Source organism: uncultured Fibrobacter sp. (assembly GCF_900316465.1).
Taxonomy (GTDB): Bacteria; Fibrobacterota; Fibrobacteria; order Fibrobacterales; family Fibrobacteraceae; genus Fibrobacter.
In genome coordinates, this window is record NZ_ONDD01000043.1 from 1 (window position 1) to 18,637 (window position 18,637).

20 protein-coding genes, 1 tRNA gene and 1 pseudogene are annotated in these 18,637 nt (G+C 47.8%); 7 read left to right on the forward strand and 15 right to left on the reverse strand.

Features of this window, described 5'->3' with window-relative positions; translation table 11 throughout:
• Positions 1-422: 422 nt before the first annotated feature.
• From QZN53_RS12130 to QZN53_RS12140, 3 genes are all read left to right on the forward strand, one after another.
• Positions 423-587, forward strand: a complete 165-nt coding sequence (locus QZN53_RS12130) for a hypothetical protein (RefSeq protein ID WP_205428152.1) — start codon at positions 423-425, stop codon at positions 585-587.
• 93 nt (positions 588-680) lie between these two features.
• Positions 681-1,430 (forward strand): lysophospholipid acyltransferase family protein, encoded by a 750-nt coding sequence (locus QZN53_RS12135; RefSeq protein WP_294653381.1) that lies wholly within the window; start codon positions 681-683, stop codon positions 1,428-1,430.
• Between the two features lie 80 nt (positions 1,431-1,510).
• Positions 1,511-2,848, forward strand: coding sequence for a diguanylate cyclase (locus tag QZN53_RS12140; protein WP_163439191.1), 1,338 nt, complete (start codon positions 1,511-1,513; stop codon positions 2,846-2,848).
• A gap of 284 nt (positions 2,849-3,132) precedes the next feature.
• On the opposite strand, the gene QZN53_RS12145 is transcribed toward QZN53_RS12140, so the two are convergent.
• From QZN53_RS12145 to QZN53_RS12195, 11 genes are all read right to left on the reverse strand, one after another.
• Positions 3,133-3,579: a hypothetical protein gene (locus QZN53_RS12145; protein ID WP_163439192.1), complete on the reverse strand. Its 447-nt coding sequence runs from the start codon at positions 3,577-3,579 to the stop codon at positions 3,133-3,135.
• 22 nt (positions 3,580-3,601) lie between these two features.
• A tRNA-Met gene (locus QZN53_RS12150) sits at positions 3,602-3,674 on the reverse strand.
• A 46-nt stretch (positions 3,675-3,720) separates the two neighbouring features.
• Positions 3,721-4,461 carry a metallophosphoesterase gene (locus QZN53_RS12155; RefSeq protein WP_163439193.1) on the reverse strand — a complete coding sequence of 247 codons (741 nt, stop codon included), beginning with the start codon at positions 4,459-4,461 and terminating at the stop codon, positions 3,721-3,723.
• Between the two features lie 336 nt (positions 4,462-4,797).
• Positions 4,798-5,217 carry a polymer-forming cytoskeletal protein gene (locus tag QZN53_RS12160; RefSeq protein WP_163439194.1) on the reverse strand — a complete coding sequence of 140 codons (420 nt, stop codon included), beginning with the start codon at positions 5,215-5,217 and terminating at the stop codon, positions 4,798-4,800.
• Between the two features lie 16 nt (positions 5,218-5,233).
• Positions 5,234-6,025 (reverse strand): M23 family metallopeptidase, encoded by a 792-nt coding sequence (locus QZN53_RS12165; protein WP_163439195.1) that lies wholly within the window; start codon positions 6,023-6,025, stop codon positions 5,234-5,236.
• Positions 6,026-7,024, reverse strand: a complete 999-nt coding sequence (locus QZN53_RS12170; RefSeq protein ID WP_163439196.1) for a ParB/RepB/Spo0J family partition protein — start codon at positions 7,022-7,024, stop codon at positions 6,026-6,028.
• Between the two features lie 3 nt (positions 7,025-7,027).
• Positions 7,028-7,813, reverse strand: a complete 786-nt coding sequence (locus QZN53_RS12175) for a ParA family protein (protein WP_073058256.1) — start codon at positions 7,811-7,813, stop codon at positions 7,028-7,030.
• On the reverse strand, positions 7,810-8,448 hold the full coding sequence (locus QZN53_RS12180) for an RsmG family class I SAM-dependent methyltransferase (RefSeq protein ID WP_163439197.1): 639 nt from the start codon (positions 8,446-8,448) through the stop codon (positions 7,810-7,812). Before QZN53_RS12180 ends, QZN53_RS12175 begins: the two co-directional genes overlap by 4 nt.
• A gap of 267 nt (positions 8,449-8,715) precedes the next feature.
• Complete coding sequence (locus QZN53_RS12185; protein WP_163439198.1) at positions 8,716-9,531, reverse strand: hypothetical protein; 816 nt, start codon at positions 9,529-9,531, stop codon at positions 8,716-8,718.
• Positions 9,532-9,729: 198 nt separating this feature from the next.
• Positions 9,730-10,395, reverse strand: a complete 666-nt coding sequence (locus QZN53_RS12190; RefSeq protein WP_163439199.1) for a hypothetical protein — start codon at positions 10,393-10,395, stop codon at positions 9,730-9,732.
• A 19-nt stretch (positions 10,396-10,414) separates the two neighbouring features.
• Positions 10,415-10,900 carry a VOC family protein gene (locus QZN53_RS12195; protein ID WP_163439200.1) on the reverse strand — a complete coding sequence of 162 codons (486 nt, stop codon included), beginning with the start codon at positions 10,898-10,900 and terminating at the stop codon, positions 10,415-10,417.
• 120 nt (positions 10,901-11,020) lie between these two features.
• Here QZN53_RS12195 and QZN53_RS12200 point away from each other — a divergent pair, with 120 nt between their 5' ends.
• Positions 11,021-11,527, forward strand: coding sequence for an O-acetyl-ADP-ribose deacetylase (locus QZN53_RS12200; protein ID WP_163439201.1), 507 nt, complete (start codon positions 11,021-11,023; stop codon positions 11,525-11,527).
• Between the two features lie 50 nt (positions 11,528-11,577).
• Positions 11,578-11,976 (forward strand): pyridoxamine 5'-phosphate oxidase family protein, encoded by a 399-nt coding sequence (locus tag QZN53_RS12205; RefSeq protein ID WP_163439202.1) that lies wholly within the window; start codon positions 11,578-11,580, stop codon positions 11,974-11,976.
• Positions 11,977-12,313: 337 nt separating this feature from the next.
• On the opposite strand, the gene QZN53_RS12210 is transcribed toward QZN53_RS12205, so the two are convergent.
• From QZN53_RS12210 to QZN53_RS12220, 3 genes are all read right to left on the reverse strand, one after another.
• Entirely contained in the window at positions 12,314-12,964 is a 651-nt protein-coding gene (locus QZN53_RS12210) for a hypothetical protein (protein WP_163439203.1), read from the reverse strand.
• A 130-nt stretch (positions 12,965-13,094) separates the two neighbouring features.
• Positions 13,095-14,150: a macro domain-containing protein gene (locus tag QZN53_RS12215; RefSeq protein WP_163439204.1), complete on the reverse strand. Its 1,056-nt coding sequence runs from the start codon at positions 14,148-14,150 to the stop codon at positions 13,095-13,097.
• Complete coding sequence (locus QZN53_RS12220; protein ID WP_163439205.1) at positions 14,150-14,656, reverse strand: DNA-deoxyinosine glycosylase; 507 nt, start codon at positions 14,654-14,656, stop codon at positions 14,150-14,152. The genes QZN53_RS12215 and QZN53_RS12220 overlap by 1 nt, the downstream gene beginning before the upstream one ends.
• 26 nt (positions 14,657-14,682) lie before the next feature.
• On the opposite strand from QZN53_RS12220, the gene QZN53_RS12225 reads away from it, so the two are divergent.
• Both QZN53_RS12225 and secA read left to right on the forward strand, forming a co-directional pair.
• Positions 14,683-15,195 carry a low molecular weight protein-tyrosine-phosphatase gene (locus tag QZN53_RS12225; RefSeq protein WP_163439206.1) on the forward strand — a complete coding sequence of 171 codons (513 nt, stop codon included), beginning with the start codon at positions 14,683-14,685 and terminating at the stop codon, positions 15,193-15,195.
• 94 nt (positions 15,196-15,289) lie between these two features.
• Complete coding sequence (gene secA / locus QZN53_RS12230) at positions 15,290-18,262, forward strand: preprotein translocase subunit SecA (protein ID WP_163439207.1); 2,973 nt, start codon at positions 15,290-15,292, stop codon at positions 18,260-18,262.
• A 107-nt stretch (positions 18,263-18,369) separates the two neighbouring features.
• On the opposite strand, the pseudogene QZN53_RS12235 reads toward secA, so the two are convergent.
• A pseudogene (locus QZN53_RS12235) lies at positions 18,370-18,637 on the reverse strand (hypothetical protein); the annotation flags it as partial.

Below are 18,637 nucleotides of genomic sequence, written 5' to 3' on the forward strand. Positions count from 1 at the left end.
GCCACCAGCGTTCGTTCTGAGCCAGGATCAAACTCTTCATTAATTTTTTAAAGTCTTGGTCCCGTTAATCACGTTCGTATAATTGACTATTCCAAGAAACCTCTTGGACCCGTCACTAAGCACATCTCCGATTCCTTCAATCTTCCCGGCGGCCTCGCGGGCCTCCGTTCTCGTTCGTTTGAGCTCTTCAGCTCTCTCGTTCGAGGGTGAGGCCAATTATAGAACTTTCTGTGACGATTGTCAAGAGGTTTTGCAACTTTTTTTCATTTTTTTTCATTTTTTTTCATTTTTTTGTTCTATATCCACATAATAATCAATTTATTAACACTCTATTAACATATTTATTTTGACTATGGCCAATCATAGCCGTTGTTTCTAGCCAATTTTTTCCTTTTCCCAGGTTCTTTTCTATAATTCCATATATGAGTTACGAGTGCAGACATCTGAGAAATACCTTCTGCAACAAGCGGAAAAAGGAATGCGACCCCGGTGCACCCGGTTGCGTTCTCCGCGGACGGTTCGTATTCCCCTTCAGCGAATCCGCCAATGACTCTGGTAAAAAGAAGCCTAAACCGGACAAGGACTAACTCACCTTGTTCAAGATCGGCTACATTTTCGAAAAAATATTATATAGGGCGTTGCTCACATCTGGCTGGAAGCAAGGTGTTGTACAAGCTAATTTGCAATATACGCACCCTGAATATTCAAAAATAATTTGTTCAAACGAATATAGACAAATTATAAAGCACCTGACACACCACGTAACCGATATTCTTTTTGACTTCGGTTCATTCAAGAAATTGCCGCACGACTTTAGCAATTATCCCTTCAAGAAAAACAGTATTACATACAAGCTAGCAGAAGGAAGCGAACCCATTTTGAACAAAATGCGCGAAGGTGGAATATTCCTGACCGCGCACTACGGAAACTACGAAGCGATTGGCCCCTGGCTCTGCCGTCTGGGCATTCCACTCAAGGCAAGCTATATACCGCTTAAACCCGCATGGCTCAACCGCATTGTCGAAAATAAAATCCGTTCTGTAGACAAAAGAAATTATTCAGTGAACGCCAAGAGCCCGCGCGAATTCTTGCGAATCCTCGATGACAAAAACTTGTTCTGCCTATTGATGGATCAAGACAGCCGAATCGAAAGTGCCGCCACGGCAACGTTCCTCGGAAAACAAGTACACGTCAATCCACTGCCAGATTTTTTATTAAGGCACCGTCCGGATACTCCCGTATTCATCTGTTGGCTCGAAGAAACCACTACAGAAAAAATCCTGCACGCAACGGAAATCACTCCGGCAAACAACAGCGTAATCGGCGAATTCAACCGTTGGCTTGATAACCGGATTACCAAAGATTCAACGCTATGGTACGGCTGGACACACCGACGGTTCTACAGTTGCAATCCCCAAATATATGGATAATTATTCCAAGGTGGAATAATTATCCTGATTCCTTTTTGTAGAAAAAACTATATATATGGATATAGAAGAGTGTTGGGAAAATGCAGATACTTGAAAATGAAAATATTTCAAATATTGATGACGCAAAGGTTGTTCAGCCTCTCGCGAAACGCAAGCTTGTTCTTGTACAAATCAATAGCCCTTCCCTCAAAAAACTTCGTGCCATGCTTTCGGAAGAATACCCAATTATTGATGTGGATTCCGAAAAAGAAGCCGTGCAATTGGTAGACAAACAGCACGACAATATTTCCGCTGTATTGTTCAACGTAGAGCTGTGCAAGCAAAGCGGATTCTGGCTACAGAAAGTTCTGAACGAAGATAAACGTTTCGTAGGAATTCCAAACATTGGCATTTCTACCGTCGCGGATTCCGACGACTACAAACTCTGCATCGCCGCCGGTGCAAACGAATACTTTGAACCGCCGTTCCGCAAGGAACTTGTCATGCTCCGGCTTAACAATGCCATCAGGGGCAAGGACTCGGCCACATTCTCCGAAGTCGAAAAAATTCTGAAGGAACTGCCGTCGAATATTTACCTGAAAGACGCCGAAGGCAAGTACGTTTTCGCCACCCACTACTGGCACCACCTGCATACCGAAGGTGACCCGAACTGGACCATTCGCGGAAAGACCGATATAGAAATCCGCGAAGACAAGGAAAACGCCAAAAAAGCCATGGAATCGGATAAGGAACTTCTGCGCACAGGCAAGGGCACCAACTACGTCATTAAGGAACAAGGTAAAGACGGTGTCGAATACCTGGAACTTATCAAGCGACCTGTCTTTGATGATAATGGTAAAGTTAGCGGAATTATCGCACTTATAAATAACGTAACAGAAATCCAGTCGCTAAAACTGGAACTCGAAAAACGTTCCAAGACCGATTCGCTCACAGGCCTTTTAAACAAGCAGGAAACCGAAAGCGAAATTACCCGCATCACCGAAAGCAACAGCGATGAACGTGGTGCCTTGATGATGATCGATGTAGACAAGTTCAAAGAGATTAACGATTCATTCGGTCATGCCGCAGGCGACCGCGTGCTTACGGCAATCGGAACCATTCTGCACAATTCATTCAAGGGAATGGATATTACAGGGCGTATCGGTGGCGATGAATTTATGGTATACTTGCGCGACATCAAGCCCGATACGGCAATCAAGCTTGCCGCAATGATTTCGGATAAAGCAAGACACCTTTTTGCGGGCGAATCTTTAGAAAGGCACGTTTCGCTTTCAATAGGATTATCCGTATTCCCCGAACACGGTAAGAAATTCGAAGACCTGTACCGTGCAGCTGACATGGCGCTTTACTCTGTAAAGGAACATGGCAGGGATTTTTACAAGATGTATTCTCCAGAACTGAAGAGTCTGCACAACTAGTCTTGTGCTCCGGACGCATTCCCGGAAAATCTTCGTCTGTCCAAAACCTGGAATACCAGAAAAGATAAATGAGCGTGAGAACCGTGAAGCCTGCGATGCAGAGCAGTTTGAACAACATAACGGTTGTTGCGTAATCAGTTGGTGTGTACATTCTAACCCCGTAGTGGAACAACCACAACACACCAAAAACCGCGCCAAATATATTTTTTGGCGCGGCTCAAGTCAAACTGATTTGATTACGAAAATCTAGTATTAATTACACTAAATAGCTTACTGCAAAACGCTTAGTTTGCGGTACGCATTCCGGCAGCTTCGAACGTTGCCTTGTTCTTCGGATCGGGCACGGCAACCGTGGTAATCCAGTTGTATTCGGCAATGCCGGCGAGACCGACGCGAGCGCAGAGTTGGTCGCGGGCCACATTGTAAGCATTGAGAATCTGGATCTTTTCGGTATCGTTAGCCTTGTCGATACGTTCGGACCAACGCACACCGAGTTCCACGAGAGCGGCACTTGCCTTCACGTAGAGCTTTGCCTTTTCGGAGGAAATTTCCGAAGAAGCCGGAGCATTGAATGCATCGACCTGCACGATAGGCACGGTCTTCGGAGTGGATGCCTGCACCTGGTTCATTTCAGGCACGTTATCGTCGGCGCTATCGCAAGCGACAAACACCGGAGCTACGAAAAAAGAGGCGATCATCAACAACGCCACTTTTAGGATTCGTCTTGACATATCAGCCTCTTTTTCAAAATACTAGCGGCTTGTGGGCTCGAACCACAGACCTGCGGATTATGATTCCGACGCTCTACCAACTGAGCTAAGCCGCCAAATTTTTCCCAAATTTAGTCAATTAGTTTTAAAAATTCAAGGGGTCTATTCAAAATAAACTGTAGTTTCTACAAATTTTTCGCCCCATTCAATCAATTGCCAGCCCGGAGCGGCACTTTTCAGATTAAAATAGGGTACGTTCGGGTCAATCTGGAACTGAGTCGCCGGTGCAACATGCACAATCTGGCGTCCCATGTTCACTTCGAATTGGTGATGGTAATGACCAGCGTAAATGTGGGTCAAGTTCTTGATACCCGCAAGTACTTGCTGGACTTCGACCATGTTTTCAAGGTGGTAACGCAAGTCCATGAAACGGTGACCACAGAAACAAGGCGGATGATGCATGAAGAGAATGACTTCGCCCTTGATCTTCGAAGCTTCTTCTTGCAACCATGTCAACTGTTCCTGTGAAACATTCCCGCATCCGCTATCCAGGAAGAACATTGTCTTGCCTTCCAAGTCGTAGCGGTAGAAACATCTGTCGCCATGAATCCTCGATTCAATATCAAAATACTTGCGCATGATATTGAGGTCATCATGGTTACCGGGAATAATGCACCACGGACTCTTGTAGTCCTTCAATAAAGATGCAACGTATTCGTATGCACCGGGTTCTGAATGTTCAGAAAGATCGCCAGACAACACCAAAAGATCCAGGTCTTGCATAGACTCGGAATCTAGAGCTTTGCGGAAATTGGCGCAAACGTCGATTCCCTGTACGAGCTCGTTTCCGTTTCCAATATGGATATCGGATACCTGACCTATTTTAAGGATCTTTGATGACATTTTGTCTGTACAATATAACTTTTAAAATGGCCCAGAGCGCTAGATTTTTCCACTTTTTTGCCAAATGTGACCCATATCATACCGATTTTCAACATAATTTGGTGTATCATCTGTGAATTGGTATTGAAAATTCACCTTCAACACTTATCAACATTGAAAAAAGTGAACAGAATGAAAGTTTTCAACATTTATACCCACTGATTTTAGTTTTATAACTTTTTGACCATCAATGAGTTATGTTTTCAATTTCACAATTCTATCCACTATTCACGGCACTAATTACTATTACTATTTATATAAATAATTAGTGTTTATTGATATAGGTGTGGATTTGACTTAAAGGTCTAAATCCTTGGGGCCCTTAACCGGCTGCTGCTTAGGCTGCTGTTGAGGAGCAGGCTGTGCTGCCTGGGCAGGAGCGACCTGAGGAGCACCCATCTGGCAGTTACCCTGGAAGATAGCGCCTTCCTGGATAATGAGACGCTTGGTCTTGATATTGCCTTCGAACTGGGAAGTGCTTTCGAGGATGAGCTTATCAGAGCAATCGATGTTGCCCTTGACAGAACCGGCAACCACTGCAGTGGTAGTCTTGATATCAGCTTCGACCACGCCCTGACGTTCGACGATAAGTTCACCTTCGATAGTGATGCCGCCAATGACGTTACCAGCAACGCGCACGTCGCTGTTGCCGCTGATGTCGCCCTTAATGGTCACGCTGTGACCGATCTGAGTGATTTCCTGTTCTTTTGTAGCCATTTTATACCTCGTATGGTTAATAGTTTATGAAAAGCTCGGGATCCATTTCCTTGCCATCTTTAGTTATAGAATAGTGCAAGTGCGGGGCACTGCTGTTTCCCGTATTCCCGACTGTTCCTATAATTTCGCCCTTCCCGACATTGCGGCCCTTTCGAGTACGAATGTCTTTTAAGTGAGAGTAACTGGTAATATAACCATTTTGATGATCGATGACGACTGTGTTTCCCAGTTCGTCTTTCTGTCCGGCGTATTCTACGACTCCGCTACCCGATGCAAACACCGGATTTCCGACTTGGGCCGAAAAGTCGGTCCCAAGGTGGTCGTCCATTTCGCTGAATTTCTTGCTCACGATTCCCACTACCGGAATCACGTTCGGAATATGTTCCAGACGAACCTTGTCTTCGTGCGATTTCCAACCGCCTTCGTAATCGACATCGATTTTTTGTGAAGGCGTGTGGGCGAACCTGCTCTTGTCGATAAGGCTGTTGACCTTGCCCGAATCGTTTTCGATGAACGTGCCCAGGATATTCTGGATTCGTTCTTCGAGAACCCAGAGTGAATCGATTCTCAAGAAGAGTTCTTCGTAGTTGGCGTTTTGCTTTACGAGCTGTCCGTTTGCGGTGCGGATTTTTTCGTAGTTCACCATCATGCGGCCAATTCGGCCTGCATTATATATAAGGAATCCCGAAGCTACAACCAGTATGACCAGGAAGATTTTCAGGAAAAGGAACCACTTCGTGTTGATACGATAGCTCTTGATTTCCTTGGAGTCTTCCGGAATAATTTGAACTTTATAGTACTTGCTCATTTAGCGTTCCATGAGTTCCTGGATTCGGTTAAGGTCGTCCATGGAATAATAGTTAATAACGATTGAACCTTTGGTCTCGGTCGAAGCACTCGGGTTAATTTGGACCTTGGTGCCAAAGAAGGTTTCGAGGCGGGACTCGAATTGTTTCATGTCGGCGCTCAGTTCCGGCTTCGGCTTGGCTTCGACTTCGGGCTTGTGGACTTCCGGCTGGTCTTCGTCTGCTGGTGCAGCCTGTTCTGGCTGGGCTGCCTTCGGTTCTTCGCCGCGGGCAATCGCTTCGATTTGGCGGACGTTCAAGCCTTCTTCGATAATTCGCTTGGCGACTTCTTCAGGATTCTGGATCTTGTCGCTGCAAAGGGCGCGAGCGGCACCGCCCGAAATTTTTCCTTCTTCTATCCACAAAAGTACGACTTCCGGGAGCTTGAGGAGGCGGAGACTGTTGGTAATTGCAGAGCGCGACTTACTCACAATCTTGGACAGATCTTCGTGAGTGTAGCCGTGATTATCGATCAATTGTTGATAAGATTTGGCGACTTCGACCGGGTTCAGGTCGACACGCTGGATATTTTCAATGAGGGCCCATTCGGCCATGGCCTTGTCGTCAAGGTTTTCATAAACCTGGGCCTTGATGGTCTGGAGTCCGGCAAGCTTGGTGGCACGAGTACGGCGTTCACCGCTAATAAGCTGGTAACGGTCGCCCACCTTGCGAACGGCGATCGGCTGGATCAACCCGTGCTGTTCGATAGATTCTGCAAGTTCGACCAGTTCGTCGTCGCTGAAAACCTTACGCGGCTGGAACGGGTTCGGGTCGATAAGTTCGACATTGATTTCGACGACTTTCTGGGAGTTATCAACAGTTTCGGATTTTTCGGCAGAGTTCTGCGAACTATTTTCGCCGGATTGTGGATTGGACTGTTGAATGTCGGAGGCTGCCGGAGCGGAGTGATCCTTGAGGATATCGGCGAGGCTGCGACCCAATGCGAAAGACTTTTTACCCATTTACTACTTTCCCTTGTTCAAGATTTCTTCGGCGAGTTTCATGTACGCTTGTGCACCACTGCTCTGTACATCGTAAAGGATGGCGGGCTTGCCGTGGCTCGGTGCTTCGGAGAGTTTCACGTTTCTCGGAATCATTGCCTGGAAAACGGTGTCGCTCAAGTTTTCACGTACTTCTTCGGCGACCTGCTTGCAGAGGCTCAGGCGGGAATCGTACATGGTGAGGAGCGCACCTTCGATCTTGAGGTTTGCGTTCAGGTTTTTCTGAACTTCGCGGATAGTCTTGAAAAGTTCGGTCATACCCTGCAGGGCGTAGTATTCGCACTGCACCGGAATCAAGACGCTGGTAGCTGCAGTCAGAACGTTCAGTGTCAAAAGGTTCAGGCTCGGAGGAGCATCGATGATGATGAATTCGAAAGACTGCTTGAGTACATTCATCACGCGTTCGAGACGACGTTCGCGGCTCATGGCGTTCACTAGTTCAATTTCCATGACGGCAAGGTCCGGGCCAGAAGTGATGACCTTGAGGTAATCGAGACTCGTATCGAGGATAGCTTCCTTGATATTGTCATAGGTAATATTGTCCGGATTGTCGGCCATATTCAGGACTTCGTGGATATCCACATCTTGAAGTTCATTGTAGCCGAGACCCTGCGACGCGTTACCCTGCGGGTCCATGTCGATAAGGAGTGTCTTCTTTTCTAATGCGGCAAAACTGGCGGCCAGGTTGACGGCGGTCGTGGTCTTGCCCACGCCACCTTTCTGGTTGCAGACTGCTATCACTTTACTCATTCATTACCTCGAGTGACTAAGGCGTAAACTTGTTCTTCCTGCGGGAGTGCATATTTATATATGTGTACTGCCGGATCATTTTCCAGGTGAACAATATTGTTGAAACTTTTCAGCGTGAGGAATTTTCCACCGCCCTTCAAACCGGGCTGGGCACGTTCCCAGTCGTTTTCGAAAGTCGAAAGGGCGCGGCAACTCACATAGTCAAGGTAGGCAAGTCCCGAAGTTTCGAAACGCTTGCCCACGACGGTCAAGTTATCCAGGTGCAGTTTTTCCTTGGCGAACTTCATGAATTCCACACGCATGTGGCGGGGTTCGACTGCAAAGAATTCCACCTGAGGCATTACGATAGCGAGCGGGAAAATCGGACAACCTGCCCCCGCGCCCATATCGGCCCATTTGGAACCTGCCGGAATATCCTTCATTATAATATAGGGAACCAACGAATCGGCTATGTGTCTGCTCAAGAATTTCTCGGAGTCCTTTGCCGAAATCAGGTTACCAAATTGCTTGGTCTCTACCACCAAGTCTGCAAAATCATAAAGCTTGCCGAGTACATCTTCGGACAGCTGCACACCATGTTCCGTCAAGAACTGGTTCAAAAGATTCTGCTGATTTTTGTTTTCTCTATAACTCATATAATACTAGGAACGATGCTATCGCATGTTTGCTCCTTCGGAGCCAACTCGCTTCGGTTCGGCAATGAAAATACACAAGTGTATTTTCGCTGCGCTCACCTCGCTAACGTTCCACGTGGAACATTTTTGATAGAACATTCCGAACATAATTTAGTATTCCTAATTAACAAATTCAAAAAAAAGGGCTTGCGCCCTTTCACTTTTTAAAAATATCCGTGGATAAGTTTTTGATAAATGTGGATTTTGTGTTTATAAAAAAGGATAGTCTTACTTCGCCGATGTTCCACGTGGAACACTCATGATATATTTTTTGTTAACGGGGCGGCCGAGGAGGTCAAAATGTTTGTCCTTTTCGGGGATAAATGCCGGCTTGTTTTTGCGGAGGATCGAGGTGGTGGAATTGGGACCGACTTTGACAAAGAAATACTTTGTATTGTTATTACTGTAAGATAAGGTGAATCCTGTTTCTGTAGTTTCTATGAGTTCTTGATAGGTTTCGGTAATTGACTTGACGTATGTATCGCCATTCTTTTCAAGTGTATAATTGGTTGTATTGCATGTATTTTCATTTTCGGGATCAGGTGTTCTTATATGACTTCCAAAGTTATAAGGTGTGCCGTCTGAATACCATCTTTCATCATATAAGGTGTCATTGCGTAAGAAAATGCTGTTGACGATTTCTAGTGAATCTGGTTTACCTGAGTCTAGACCATAGATGTATTTGTATGTGGAATCCTTTCCTAGGAAAAGAATACTAACATCTGACTGATCATAATTGAGATTTGTGCTGGTTAATTTGATTGTGGATTCTGTTGTTTCTTTTGTTTGCTTGTAATTATATGTGTCACATTTTCCTTTACTATAACATTCGACGACACTATCTAAACTATTATCGGTATAGTAATATTTAGAGGATGAATAATAGATTTTGCCCTCATCTACAAAGCTGGGGGCGTATGAGCTATCTGGACGATAATTGTTATTCATTCCGAATTCAAGATAGGCGCTGCGTAAAAATTCGAGGCAGTTTACAGCATGCACATTCAGTGCGATAAAGGATAGAATGAGGATTAGTTTTTTCATATAGGAAAATATAGTAAAAGGTTTTATGTTTGCTTGGTTGTGTTCCACGTGAAACACAACCAAGGTTACCAAGCAAAAATGTGCTCGCATATTTTTCCTCATAGAGGATAACTCAACTACGAAACTAAAGTTTCAAGTTTCATATATATTTGGGAACCGCAGGGTGTCGGACTTTGGCGAAGCCAAAGGCCAAACATCTCACTTCCTATAATATATAGTGGTATATTCGTTGCCGCCCATGCAGGGGCCGGGGGCTTTGATGTATCTGTTATGGTCGAACTTGATTGATTTCTGGATAAGGGTATTCCCCTTCATTTCGTATTCATAAGTGTCGATGATAAAGTTATTATCGCTTTTTCGAATACACTTGCTCTTATTATCGGGGTCATGGTAAGTTTTCAAATTCCTGGGAACCCAGTTATTGACTTCGTAAATGGTATCGTTTTTGAGGTAGAATATCTGGTGTTGTTCATTGTCATTATCGATATAGACGGAATCTTTTCCGCGGTAGACCGTAAAGTGCCATCCGTCTTTCAGAGATTTCCAGTCGTATTTCTTGACCTTGCCTACCTTGGTGGAGTCAATTTTCCAGTCGGGAATGAAGGTGGATTTTTTTTCGTAACCGCGGGCAAGGCAAGATTGGGATAGGCTCATGCTGTCCAGGTGATTGCCTGTCCAATGATACTTGATGGTATTGACTCGTCCGTTTTGTTTCTGATGGATACTATCCGGGAACATTTCGCTGGGCAAGACGAGTACATGATTTTCGAAGTCCGTTGCGAAATAATCGAATGTGCGTCGGATGCAATCGACTGCATGGGCATTCAACACAACAAGTGTTAGTAGAAAAAATATTCTCCTCATACCTAACTCCGCCATTTTTCTAAACTGTAATCTCTACCCTGTTGCCTTCGGGATCCAGGATCACACTTTCATAATACCCGTCGCCGGTGGTTCGGGGTTGCCCTACCACCTGGATTCCGTCAGCAGACATTTGTTTGGTTAAATGGTCCACCTCTTCTTTGGAGCCCACGGAAAAGGAAACATGGGTTAGGCCGCAATGTTCCACGTGGAACGTTAGCGAGGTGAGTGCAGTAAAAATACGCTTGCATATTTTTATTGCCGAACCGAAGCGAGTTGGCTTCGGAGAAGCAAACATGCGATTGTGAGTTACAGGCCAAACATGATCGATGTCAGGGCGGTGCATTATTTCCAAACGGGCGCCATCGTCGAAGGTGACGAATCGGCTGGTGAATTGTTTTGCCGGGTTATGGTAAATCGGGTGAACTACCCCACCGAAATACTTTCGGTAGAATTCACATACCTTGTCGATATCTTTTGCCCAGATGGCGATATGTTCGATTTTCATAATAACCCCACTATAATATATATAAAAAGAGAAGGTGGAAAAAAGAGTTTTCAACATCTATTCACATAATCAACATTAATGTTGGAATATCTTTAACTATATTATAGTCGAGGTTTTAAAATGATTGAGATTGAAATTATTCAAGGCGATATCACCAAACTGAATGTGGATGCGATTGTGAATGCCGCCAATTGTTCACTTTTGGGAGGTGGCGGTGTTGATGGAGCTATTCACAGGGCGGCGGGTCCGGATCTCTTGAAAGCGTGCATTCCCCTGAATGGTTGCGAAACGGGTAAGGCCAAAATCACTCCGGGGTTCAGATTGCCGGCAAAGTTTGTTATCCACACTCCGGGTCCGATTTATCGAGATGGTCTGCATGGTGAACCGGCACTCCTGGAATCTTGCTATAAAAGTTGCCTGGATCTTGCCGAGGCGAATGCTTGTGAGACGGTCGCCTTCCCCGCTATTTCTTGTGGAGTTTACGGCTACCCCTGGGAGGCCGCCATCGAGATTGCTGTGAAGACGGTTTGGAACTTCCCAGCTCAAAAAGTCAAGAAGGTCATCTTCTGTTGTTTCTCCACTCAAATGGAAGAAATATATACGCGGATTATTGCAGCCTCGCATTAATTCTTTTTACTATATTATGAATAGGAAAGAACATTAACAGGAGACTTATAATGGAAGAAGTCAAGAATTTTCTCAAGGAATGTGGCGCCTACTTCCTGGCGACGGTCGACGGCGACCAGCCGCGTGTGCGCCCCTTCGGCACCATCGAAATTTTCGAAGGCAAGCTCTACATCCAGACATCCAAGACCAAGGATTGCTCCAAGCAGATCCAGCAGAACGGCAAGGTCGAAATCTGCGGCATGAACAGCGAGGGTACCAAGTGGGTCCGCGTCGCTGGCACCCTGGTTCGCGATGACCGTCGTGAACCCAAGGTCCACATGCTTGACTGCTATCCTGAACTCAAGTCCATGTATTCTGTCGAAGATCCGAACACCGAAGTGCTCTATTTTAAGGACGCGACGGCCACGTTCTACGCCTTCGGCGCTGCTCCGCGTACTGTGAAATTCTAATTTCGCATGCAACAATCGCACAGATTGTTGATAACTTTTATAAACATACTATAAACATCGGGTTTCACGTGAAACACGATGTTTTTTATTTTGGTGGATAAGTTTTGGATTTGTCTAACAGGATTGACAATAGATTGTTGAAATGTCATAGCAAAATGACATATGTTCCACGTGAAACATATGTCTTTTGTGGATATGTTGTGGGATATCCCCAAATCCTGTGGAATAATGATTTTTAATTATGCACAGAATATCAACAGATGATTTAAATCAGCATTTTACATTTTATGTAATACAATGTATGATGTTGATAAAATGAGGCGTCCGTTTTTGCGGATTATCGCTTGCCGCGGCGGTTGTAATCGGCGTCGACTTTTGCCTTCCAAGCACGTTCGTTGACGCGGTTGTTGCGGATGTCGCTCATGAGGCAGCACTCCGCCATGTACACGGTTTTAATGCCTTCGCCATCGTTTACGTAGTTGGCGGCGCGGTTTTCGTCAATGCCGAAATTCCTGGCGGTTTCGATGGCGTCGATATTGGCGCCGAGGAAAATGAATTCCCAGCCGTACTTTTCTTTTTGGCGCTGGATCATTTCTTTGACCCGGTTGGCGTTGTACTTGTGGCTGGAATTTTCGTAGCCGTCGGTGGTGATGACGAAGATGGTCTTTTCGGGGCGGTCTTCTTCGCGGTCGTACTTGTGCACGTTTCCGATGTGGTGGATGGCGCCACCGATGGCGTCAAGAAGCGCCGTACCGCCGCGGGCATAGTATTCTTTTTCGGTCAGGGGCTCGATGCGCGCGAGCGGGACGCGGTCATGGAGAACTTCCATTTCGGTGTCGAAGAGGACAGTCGAGACGTAGGCCTCCCCCGCTTCCTGTTTTTGTTTTTCGATGGTGCTGTTGAAGCCCCCGATGGTGTCTTTTTCGAGCCCGCTCATGGAACCGCTGCGGTCGAGAATGAATACGATTTCGGTGAGTCCTTGTTTCATGATTGCCTCCGTGCCGCTATGCGTGCGACTTGTTTAAGTGGAACGGAAACAATTATAGATGGCGTAAAGCCGAAATTGGTCGCCTGGCGGGCGACATTTAAAAAAGGCGTTTTGGGGTAGGAATTTTCGGTTATGCGCCGAGGGTCGGCTGCCCGAATTTAAAGAGCATGCTGTTGATTTCCCAGATGTCGTACTTTTTTCGCTCGATAAAATAGCTCACGATCAGGTCGCCCTTGTTGGAGGGAGAAAGCGCGAGCTCCGCCCGGGCGAGCAAGTCTTTTGTCTCGTCGAGGTCGAGCTGCAGGGCGATGGCGAGCGCGAGGGCTGTCTTTTTGGAGGGCTTGTAGTTGACGTTGCTCCGGATTTTGGAAAAATGCTTGCGGTCGATGTTTGCCCTCTTGTAGACTTCGACATCGTCCTGGTTCTTTTCGCGGATAAGGCTAAAAAGCTTGTCGCAGAATGTTTCACCGGTTTTGGCGAGAATGTCGTCTAGGCTCCCGCTGCTTATCGGGCCAAGTTTGTCAGCGCCTTCATCTGCGAAGCATTTATTTTCTTGAATGCATTCTTCGACGACAAGAGATTCGGGTTCTGGATTGCGTCTCCACTCTCGGTTTCGAGGGTCGCTTGTGTAGGCGCAGATGTCCATGTACCTGTCATTGACGTAATAGTCGTCAATGTAGGCGTGAATGTCGCTGTACAGCTCTTCGGAAACTTCGAAGGACTTGCGGTCGAAAACGACCAGCTGTATGTCCATTTCGTTGGACTCCAAAAATTCGCCGATAGCCCGCAGCGCGATTTGGAGGGCGCTGTCTTTGGGGAACTTGAACACGCCGCTTGAGATAAGCGGAAATGCGATGGAGTTACACCCGAGTTCTTTTGCCTTTTCGAGGGCGCCGCGGTAGCAGCCTGCAAGCGCCAATGTTTCACCGGAAACACCGCCGTTCCACCTGGGGCCCACGGTGTGGATGATGTACTTGGCGTTGAGCGCAAAGGCCGGAGTCGTTGCGATTTCGGCCACCTTGAGCGGACCGATTTTTTCGCGTGCGGCTAAAAGGGCTTCGCGGCCTGCGGCTTCGTAAATACTGTATTCGGCGCCTCCCCCGCAAATCGGATTCTTGTTGGCGGAATTGACGATGGCGTCGGCCTTGACTTTCGTGATATCGTTACGTACAATCTTTAAGGGCATTATAAAACCTTTTTATACGCCTCGATAAGCTTTTCGAGCGATACGGCGCAGTTGGCGGGCGATGTGGACGGGAGCTTGACGGCTTCGATGCCGACATCGTTTGCACAAAATTTTTTGTACAAGTTGTATGCGGTGGCGCCTGTGCAGAAGATGCGTGAAACCTTTGATTTCTTTACCAGTTCGCCGATGTTGTTGACGACAGGGTCTTCGATGCTTGTATCGCTTGCGCCTACGATAGTGCAGCTGTCCAGAACGTCCCACAATGCGACGTGATGCTTTTTGAGCATGGCCTTCTTTTGCGCGATAGTTTCAGGAATTTCTTCGCCGAGCACGATTGCTATGACTTTCCAGAATCTATTTTGCGGGTGCCCGTAGTAGAATGCCATTTCGCGCGACTTGGGCGAGGGAATGGAGCCGAGCAAGAGCACTTGCGATTCGCGGTCGTATAGGGCCGGGAACTCATGGGTGACGCGGGTGCGCGTGGCTTTGCTTACGGGCTTTTTCATGGCTTTAAAGATACTATATTTTTCGCATGAAAATCAAGATTTTGTTTGTGTGCCACGGGAACATTTGCCGAAGCCCGATGGCTGAATTCGTGATGAAAAAATTGGTGCGGGATTTGCCTGCCGAATCGCCTTTAGCCGATACAGATTTTGAAATCGCAAGTGCCGCGACAAGTACCGAAGAGATCGGGAATCCGGTGTATCCGCCGGCACGCCGCATGCTTGCTATGCACGGAATCGATTGCAGTGGAAAGACGGCGCGTCAGATGACTGCCCGCGACTATGAGTATTACGACTACATTGTGCTCATGGACCGTAACAATTTGCGCAACCTGCGCTGGATTTTACCGGCCGACGTGTACACGCGTGAAACATCTGGCCCGGTGGAAAGTCGCAAGGTCTCACTCTTGATGGATTGGGCGCACAAGAGTCGCGACGTGGCAGATCCCTGGTATACAGGTGATTTTGTTGCAACTTGGGACGATGTAAACGAGGGCTGCAAGGCGATGCTGGACCAAATTAAGCCCTTGTTTCAAGACTAAACGATTTTGAGTTGGCATGTTATTTGCTAAATTATCCCCGTAATTTTTTAATCAGTGTCCGCGGGCAGTGCCCTCGGCCGTAAAAAGGAAAAAGATGAGCATAGTCGATACCGTTCTTCACAAGATCTTTGGTACCCCGCACGAACGTAAAGTCAAGCAGCTGCGCCCGGTGATTGCCGAAATTCACAAGGCCCGCGAAGCCCTGGAAGCCCTGGATGACGCCGCCCTTGCTGCCAAGAGCGCAGAATTCCGCGAAAAGCTGAAGAATGGCGCTACCCTCGACGATATCAAGGTCGAAGCCTTTGCCGTTTGCCAAGAAGCTTGCGACCGCCGCCTGGGTATCTTCAATATCTTCAAGCCGGAATTCAACTTTGACTTTAGCCGCCTGGGCCCCGAGCTCCAGGAATCGGTGAACGCCGCGAAGGCCGAACTTGCCGCCGGCAAGAACGAATGGGAAGTCTACCTGCCCGCCTCTGTGTACGCAAAGGTCCGCGAACTTTACCCTGAATCGGTGAAGCCGTTCCGCATGATGCCTTTTGACGTGCAGATGATCGGTGGCTTGGTGCTCCACGAAGGTGCCATCGCCGAAATGGCGACGGGTGAAGGTAAGACCCTTGCCGCTGCCCTTCCGGTTTACCTGAATGGTCTTTCTGGCCACGGTGTGCACGTGGTGACGGTGAACGACTACCTCGCTGGCCGTGACGCCAAGCAGATGGGTATGGTCTATAAGTTCTTGGGACTTACGGTGGGCCTCATCGTGAACGGCCTGAACCCCGAAGAACGCCGCGTGAGCTACAACAGCGACGTGACTTACGGTACCAACAACGAATTCGGCTTTGACTACCTGCGCGACAACATGGCCGTGGAACCCAGCCAGCTGGTGCAACGCGAACTGAACTTCTGTATTGTCGACGAAGTGGATTCCATCTTGATCGACGAAGCCCGTACGCCGCTCATTATTAGTGGCCCGGCCGAAGACGCTACCGAAAAGTACGCCAAGGCAAACGAAATCGCGAAGCAGCTGATTAAGAACAAGGACTTCTCGGTCGACGAAAAGGACAAGAACATCCAGCTGACCGAAAAGGGCGTGAACCACATTCAGGAACTCATGCACATTACGAACCTGTACGGCGAACATGCCGACTGGGTGCATTTCCTCGATAACGCCCTCAAGGCCTGGTACCTTTACGAAAAGGACGTGGACTACATCGTCCGCGATACCGAAATCATCATCGTCGACGAAAACACGGGCCGCCTTATGGAAGGTCGCCGCTACAGCAACGGTATGCACCAGGCAATCGAAGCCAAGGAAGGCGTGCAGATCCGTCGTGAAAACCAGACGCTTGCAACGATTACGTTCCAGAACTACTTCCGCATGTACAAGAAGCTTTCGGGTATGACGGGTACCGCCGAAACCGAAGCCACGGAATTCATCAAGATTTACAACATGAACACTTGGGTGATTCCGACCAACAAGCCTTGCATCCGTAAGGACCTGCAGGACATGGTGTACAAGTCCGAAGACGCCAAGTGGCGCGCCATTGTGGCCGAAATCAAGGAACGTCACGAAAAGGGCCAGCCGCTCCTCGTGGGTACGGCATCCATTGAAAAGTCCGAACATTTGCATGGCCTCCTCGAAAAGGAAGGCATTCCGCACGAAGTCTTGAACGCGAAGAACCATGGCCGCGAAGCTGAAATCATTCAGTACGCCGGCTACAAGGACAAGGTGACGATTGCAACCAACATGGCTGGTCGTGGTACCGACATTGCCCTTGGCCCGGGAGTTACCGAGCTTGGCGGTTTGCATGTGCTTGGCACCGAACGTCATGAATCTCGCCGTATCGACAACCAGCTGCGTGGTCGTTCCGGCCGTCAGGGCGACCCGGGTTCCAGCCAGTATTTCTTGAGCCTCGATGATAACCTGATGCGTATCTTCGGTGGCGACAGCGTGAAGAACTTGATGACCCGCTTTGGCGTGGGCGAAGACGAAGTGATTACCCACCCGATCGTGTCCCGCTCGATTCGTGGTGCCCAGCGCCGCGTGGAAGGCCAGAGCTTCGACATTCGTAAGCACTTGCTTGACTACGATAACGTGATGAACGAACAGCGTAAGGTGATTTACGGCCTGCGCCGCCGTATTCTGAACGGCGAAGACATCAGCGAAGAAATCATGAACCGCATTGAAGACGCCTGCGACATTAAGGTGTCTCAGTACATTCCGGCGAAGACTTACGCCGAAGCCTGGAACCTGGAAGGCCTGCACATCGACTTGCAGCGTAGCCTCGGCATGGAATACAACATGACGCTCGAAGAAGCCATGAGTAAGACGCCCGAACAGGTGCTTGACGAAATCATCGGCTTGTGCAAGGCCCGCTATGAAAAGCTCACGAAGATCATTCCGGAAGCTGACTTCCGCCAGATTGAACGCCGCTTCTTGTTGATGACCATTGACCAGGTGTGGAAGGAACACTTGTACGCCATGGACCAGCTGAAGGATTCTATCCGTTTCCACGGATACGCCCAGAAGGATCCGCTGATGGTTTACAAGAACGAAGGTTTCAAGCTGTTCGAAGGTTGCCTCGAAAAGATTGCAACGCTCACGGCTCTCCGCATCTTGAACATCCGCATTACGCTCCCGAACGGTGTGACTGTTTCTCCGGACCAGTTGCAGCTTAAGAGCCAGGAACAGATCGAAGCCGAAAAGAAGGCTCTCGAAGAAGCCCAGGCTGCTGCCGCTCAGAAGGCTGCTGAAGCTCCTGCTGAAAATGCCGAAGCTCCGGCTGAAGAAAGCGCCGCAGAACAGATGAGTGCCGAAGGCGCTAAGCCCGCTGGCCTCGCAGGCACCGCCGCTACTTCTGAAACGAATGCGATTTCTGAAGAACAGCAGGAAGCCAAGCCTATGCCGCAGTCCGCACTGCCGGGCACTCGCCCGGGCGTGAACCCGGCCTTGCTCGCTGCTGCTCGCCGCCGCGCTCAGCAGCAGGCTCCGAAGCTCGGCCGCAATGACCTTTGCTGGTGCGGTTCTGGCCTCAAGTACAAGAAGTGCCACGGCAAGGACTTGGAATAATTGCAATTAAAAAGTCGCCTAAAGGGTGGCTGCATTTAGAATAAATTAATACCCGGAATCAAAAAAAGGTTCCGGGTGTTTTTTTATTAAGGGAATGTATGCTAAAACTAATCCTTTAAGCAACGAATGGACATTTTAGGATGAGTCCACCCAAAATTAAAACCATCTAAATCAAATACACAAGAATAAGAGAATTCCATATCATGAGCCACAGATGTCCAATATAACGAGAGTTCATATTCAAAAGAAAGATTTCCATTCATAAGCCAATACCCAGCAGGCAATGAACTGAAATCACAATCATTGCTCCCCGGCAAATAGCGCGGTCCAAAACTATCGGAACTGTATAATCTAGAAGCCGCCTTTTCTAATCCA

Excerpts from the sequence above, each read along its gene's own strand:
- QZN53_RS12130 (WP_205428152.1), top strand. The coding sequence starts at position 423 with ATGAGTTACGAGTGCAGACATCTGAGAAATACCTTCTGCAACAAGCGG.
- QZN53_RS12140 (WP_163439191.1), top strand. The coding sequence starts at position 1,511 with ATGCAGATACTTGAAAATGAAAATATTTCAAATATTGATGACGCAAAG.
- QZN53_RS12145 (WP_163439192.1), bottom strand. The coding sequence starts at position 3,579 with ATGTCAAGACGAATCCTAAAAGTGGCGTTGTTGATGATCGCCTCTTTT.
- QZN53_RS12155 (WP_163439193.1), bottom strand. The coding sequence starts at position 4,461 with ATGTCATCAAAGATCCTTAAAATAGGTCAGGTATCCGATATCCATATT.
- QZN53_RS12160 (WP_163439194.1), bottom strand. The coding sequence starts at position 5,217 with ATGGCTACAAAAGAACAGGAAATCACTCAGATCGGTCACAGCGTGACC.
- QZN53_RS12165 (WP_163439195.1), bottom strand. The coding sequence starts at position 6,025 with ATGAGCAAGTACTATAAAGTTCAAATTATTCCGGAAGACTCCAAGGAA.
- QZN53_RS12170 (WP_163439196.1), bottom strand. The coding sequence starts at position 7,024 with ATGGGTAAAAAGTCTTTCGCATTGGGTCGCAGCCTCGCCGATATCCTC.
- QZN53_RS12175 (WP_073058256.1), bottom strand. The coding sequence starts at position 7,813 with ATGAGTAAAGTGATAGCAGTCTGCAACCAGAAAGGTGGCGTGGGCAAG.
- QZN53_RS12180 (WP_163439197.1), bottom strand. The coding sequence starts at position 8,448 with ATGAGTTATAGAGAAAACAAAAATCAGCAGAATCTTTTGAACCAGTTC.
- QZN53_RS12185 (WP_163439198.1), bottom strand. The coding sequence starts at position 9,531 with ATGAAAAAACTAATCCTCATTCTATCCTTTATCGCACTGAATGTGCAT.
- QZN53_RS12190 (WP_163439199.1), bottom strand. The coding sequence starts at position 10,395 with ATGAGGAGAATATTTTTTCTACTAACACTTGTTGTGTTGAATGCCCAT.
- QZN53_RS12195 (WP_163439200.1), bottom strand. The coding sequence starts at position 10,900 with ATGAAAATCGAACATATCGCCATCTGGGCAAAAGATATCGACAAGGTA.
- QZN53_RS12200 (WP_163439201.1), top strand. The coding sequence starts at position 11,021 with ATGATTGAGATTGAAATTATTCAAGGCGATATCACCAAACTGAATGTG.
- QZN53_RS12205 (WP_163439202.1), top strand. The coding sequence starts at position 11,578 with ATGGAAGAAGTCAAGAATTTTCTCAAGGAATGTGGCGCCTACTTCCTG.
- QZN53_RS12210 (WP_163439203.1), bottom strand. The coding sequence starts at position 12,964 with ATGAAACAAGGACTCACCGAAATCGTATTCATTCTCGACCGCAGCGGT.
- QZN53_RS12215 (WP_163439204.1), bottom strand. The coding sequence starts at position 14,150 with ATGCCCTTAAAGATTGTACGTAACGATATCACGAAAGTCAAGGCCGAC.
- QZN53_RS12220 (WP_163439205.1), bottom strand. The coding sequence starts at position 14,656 with ATGAAAAAGCCCGTAAGCAAAGCCACGCGCACCCGCGTCACCCATGAG.
- QZN53_RS12225 (WP_163439206.1), top strand. The coding sequence starts at position 14,683 with ATGAAAATCAAGATTTTGTTTGTGTGCCACGGGAACATTTGCCGAAGC.
- secA (WP_163439207.1), top strand. The coding sequence starts at position 15,290 with ATGAGCATAGTCGATACCGTTCTTCACAAGATCTTTGGTACCCCGCAC.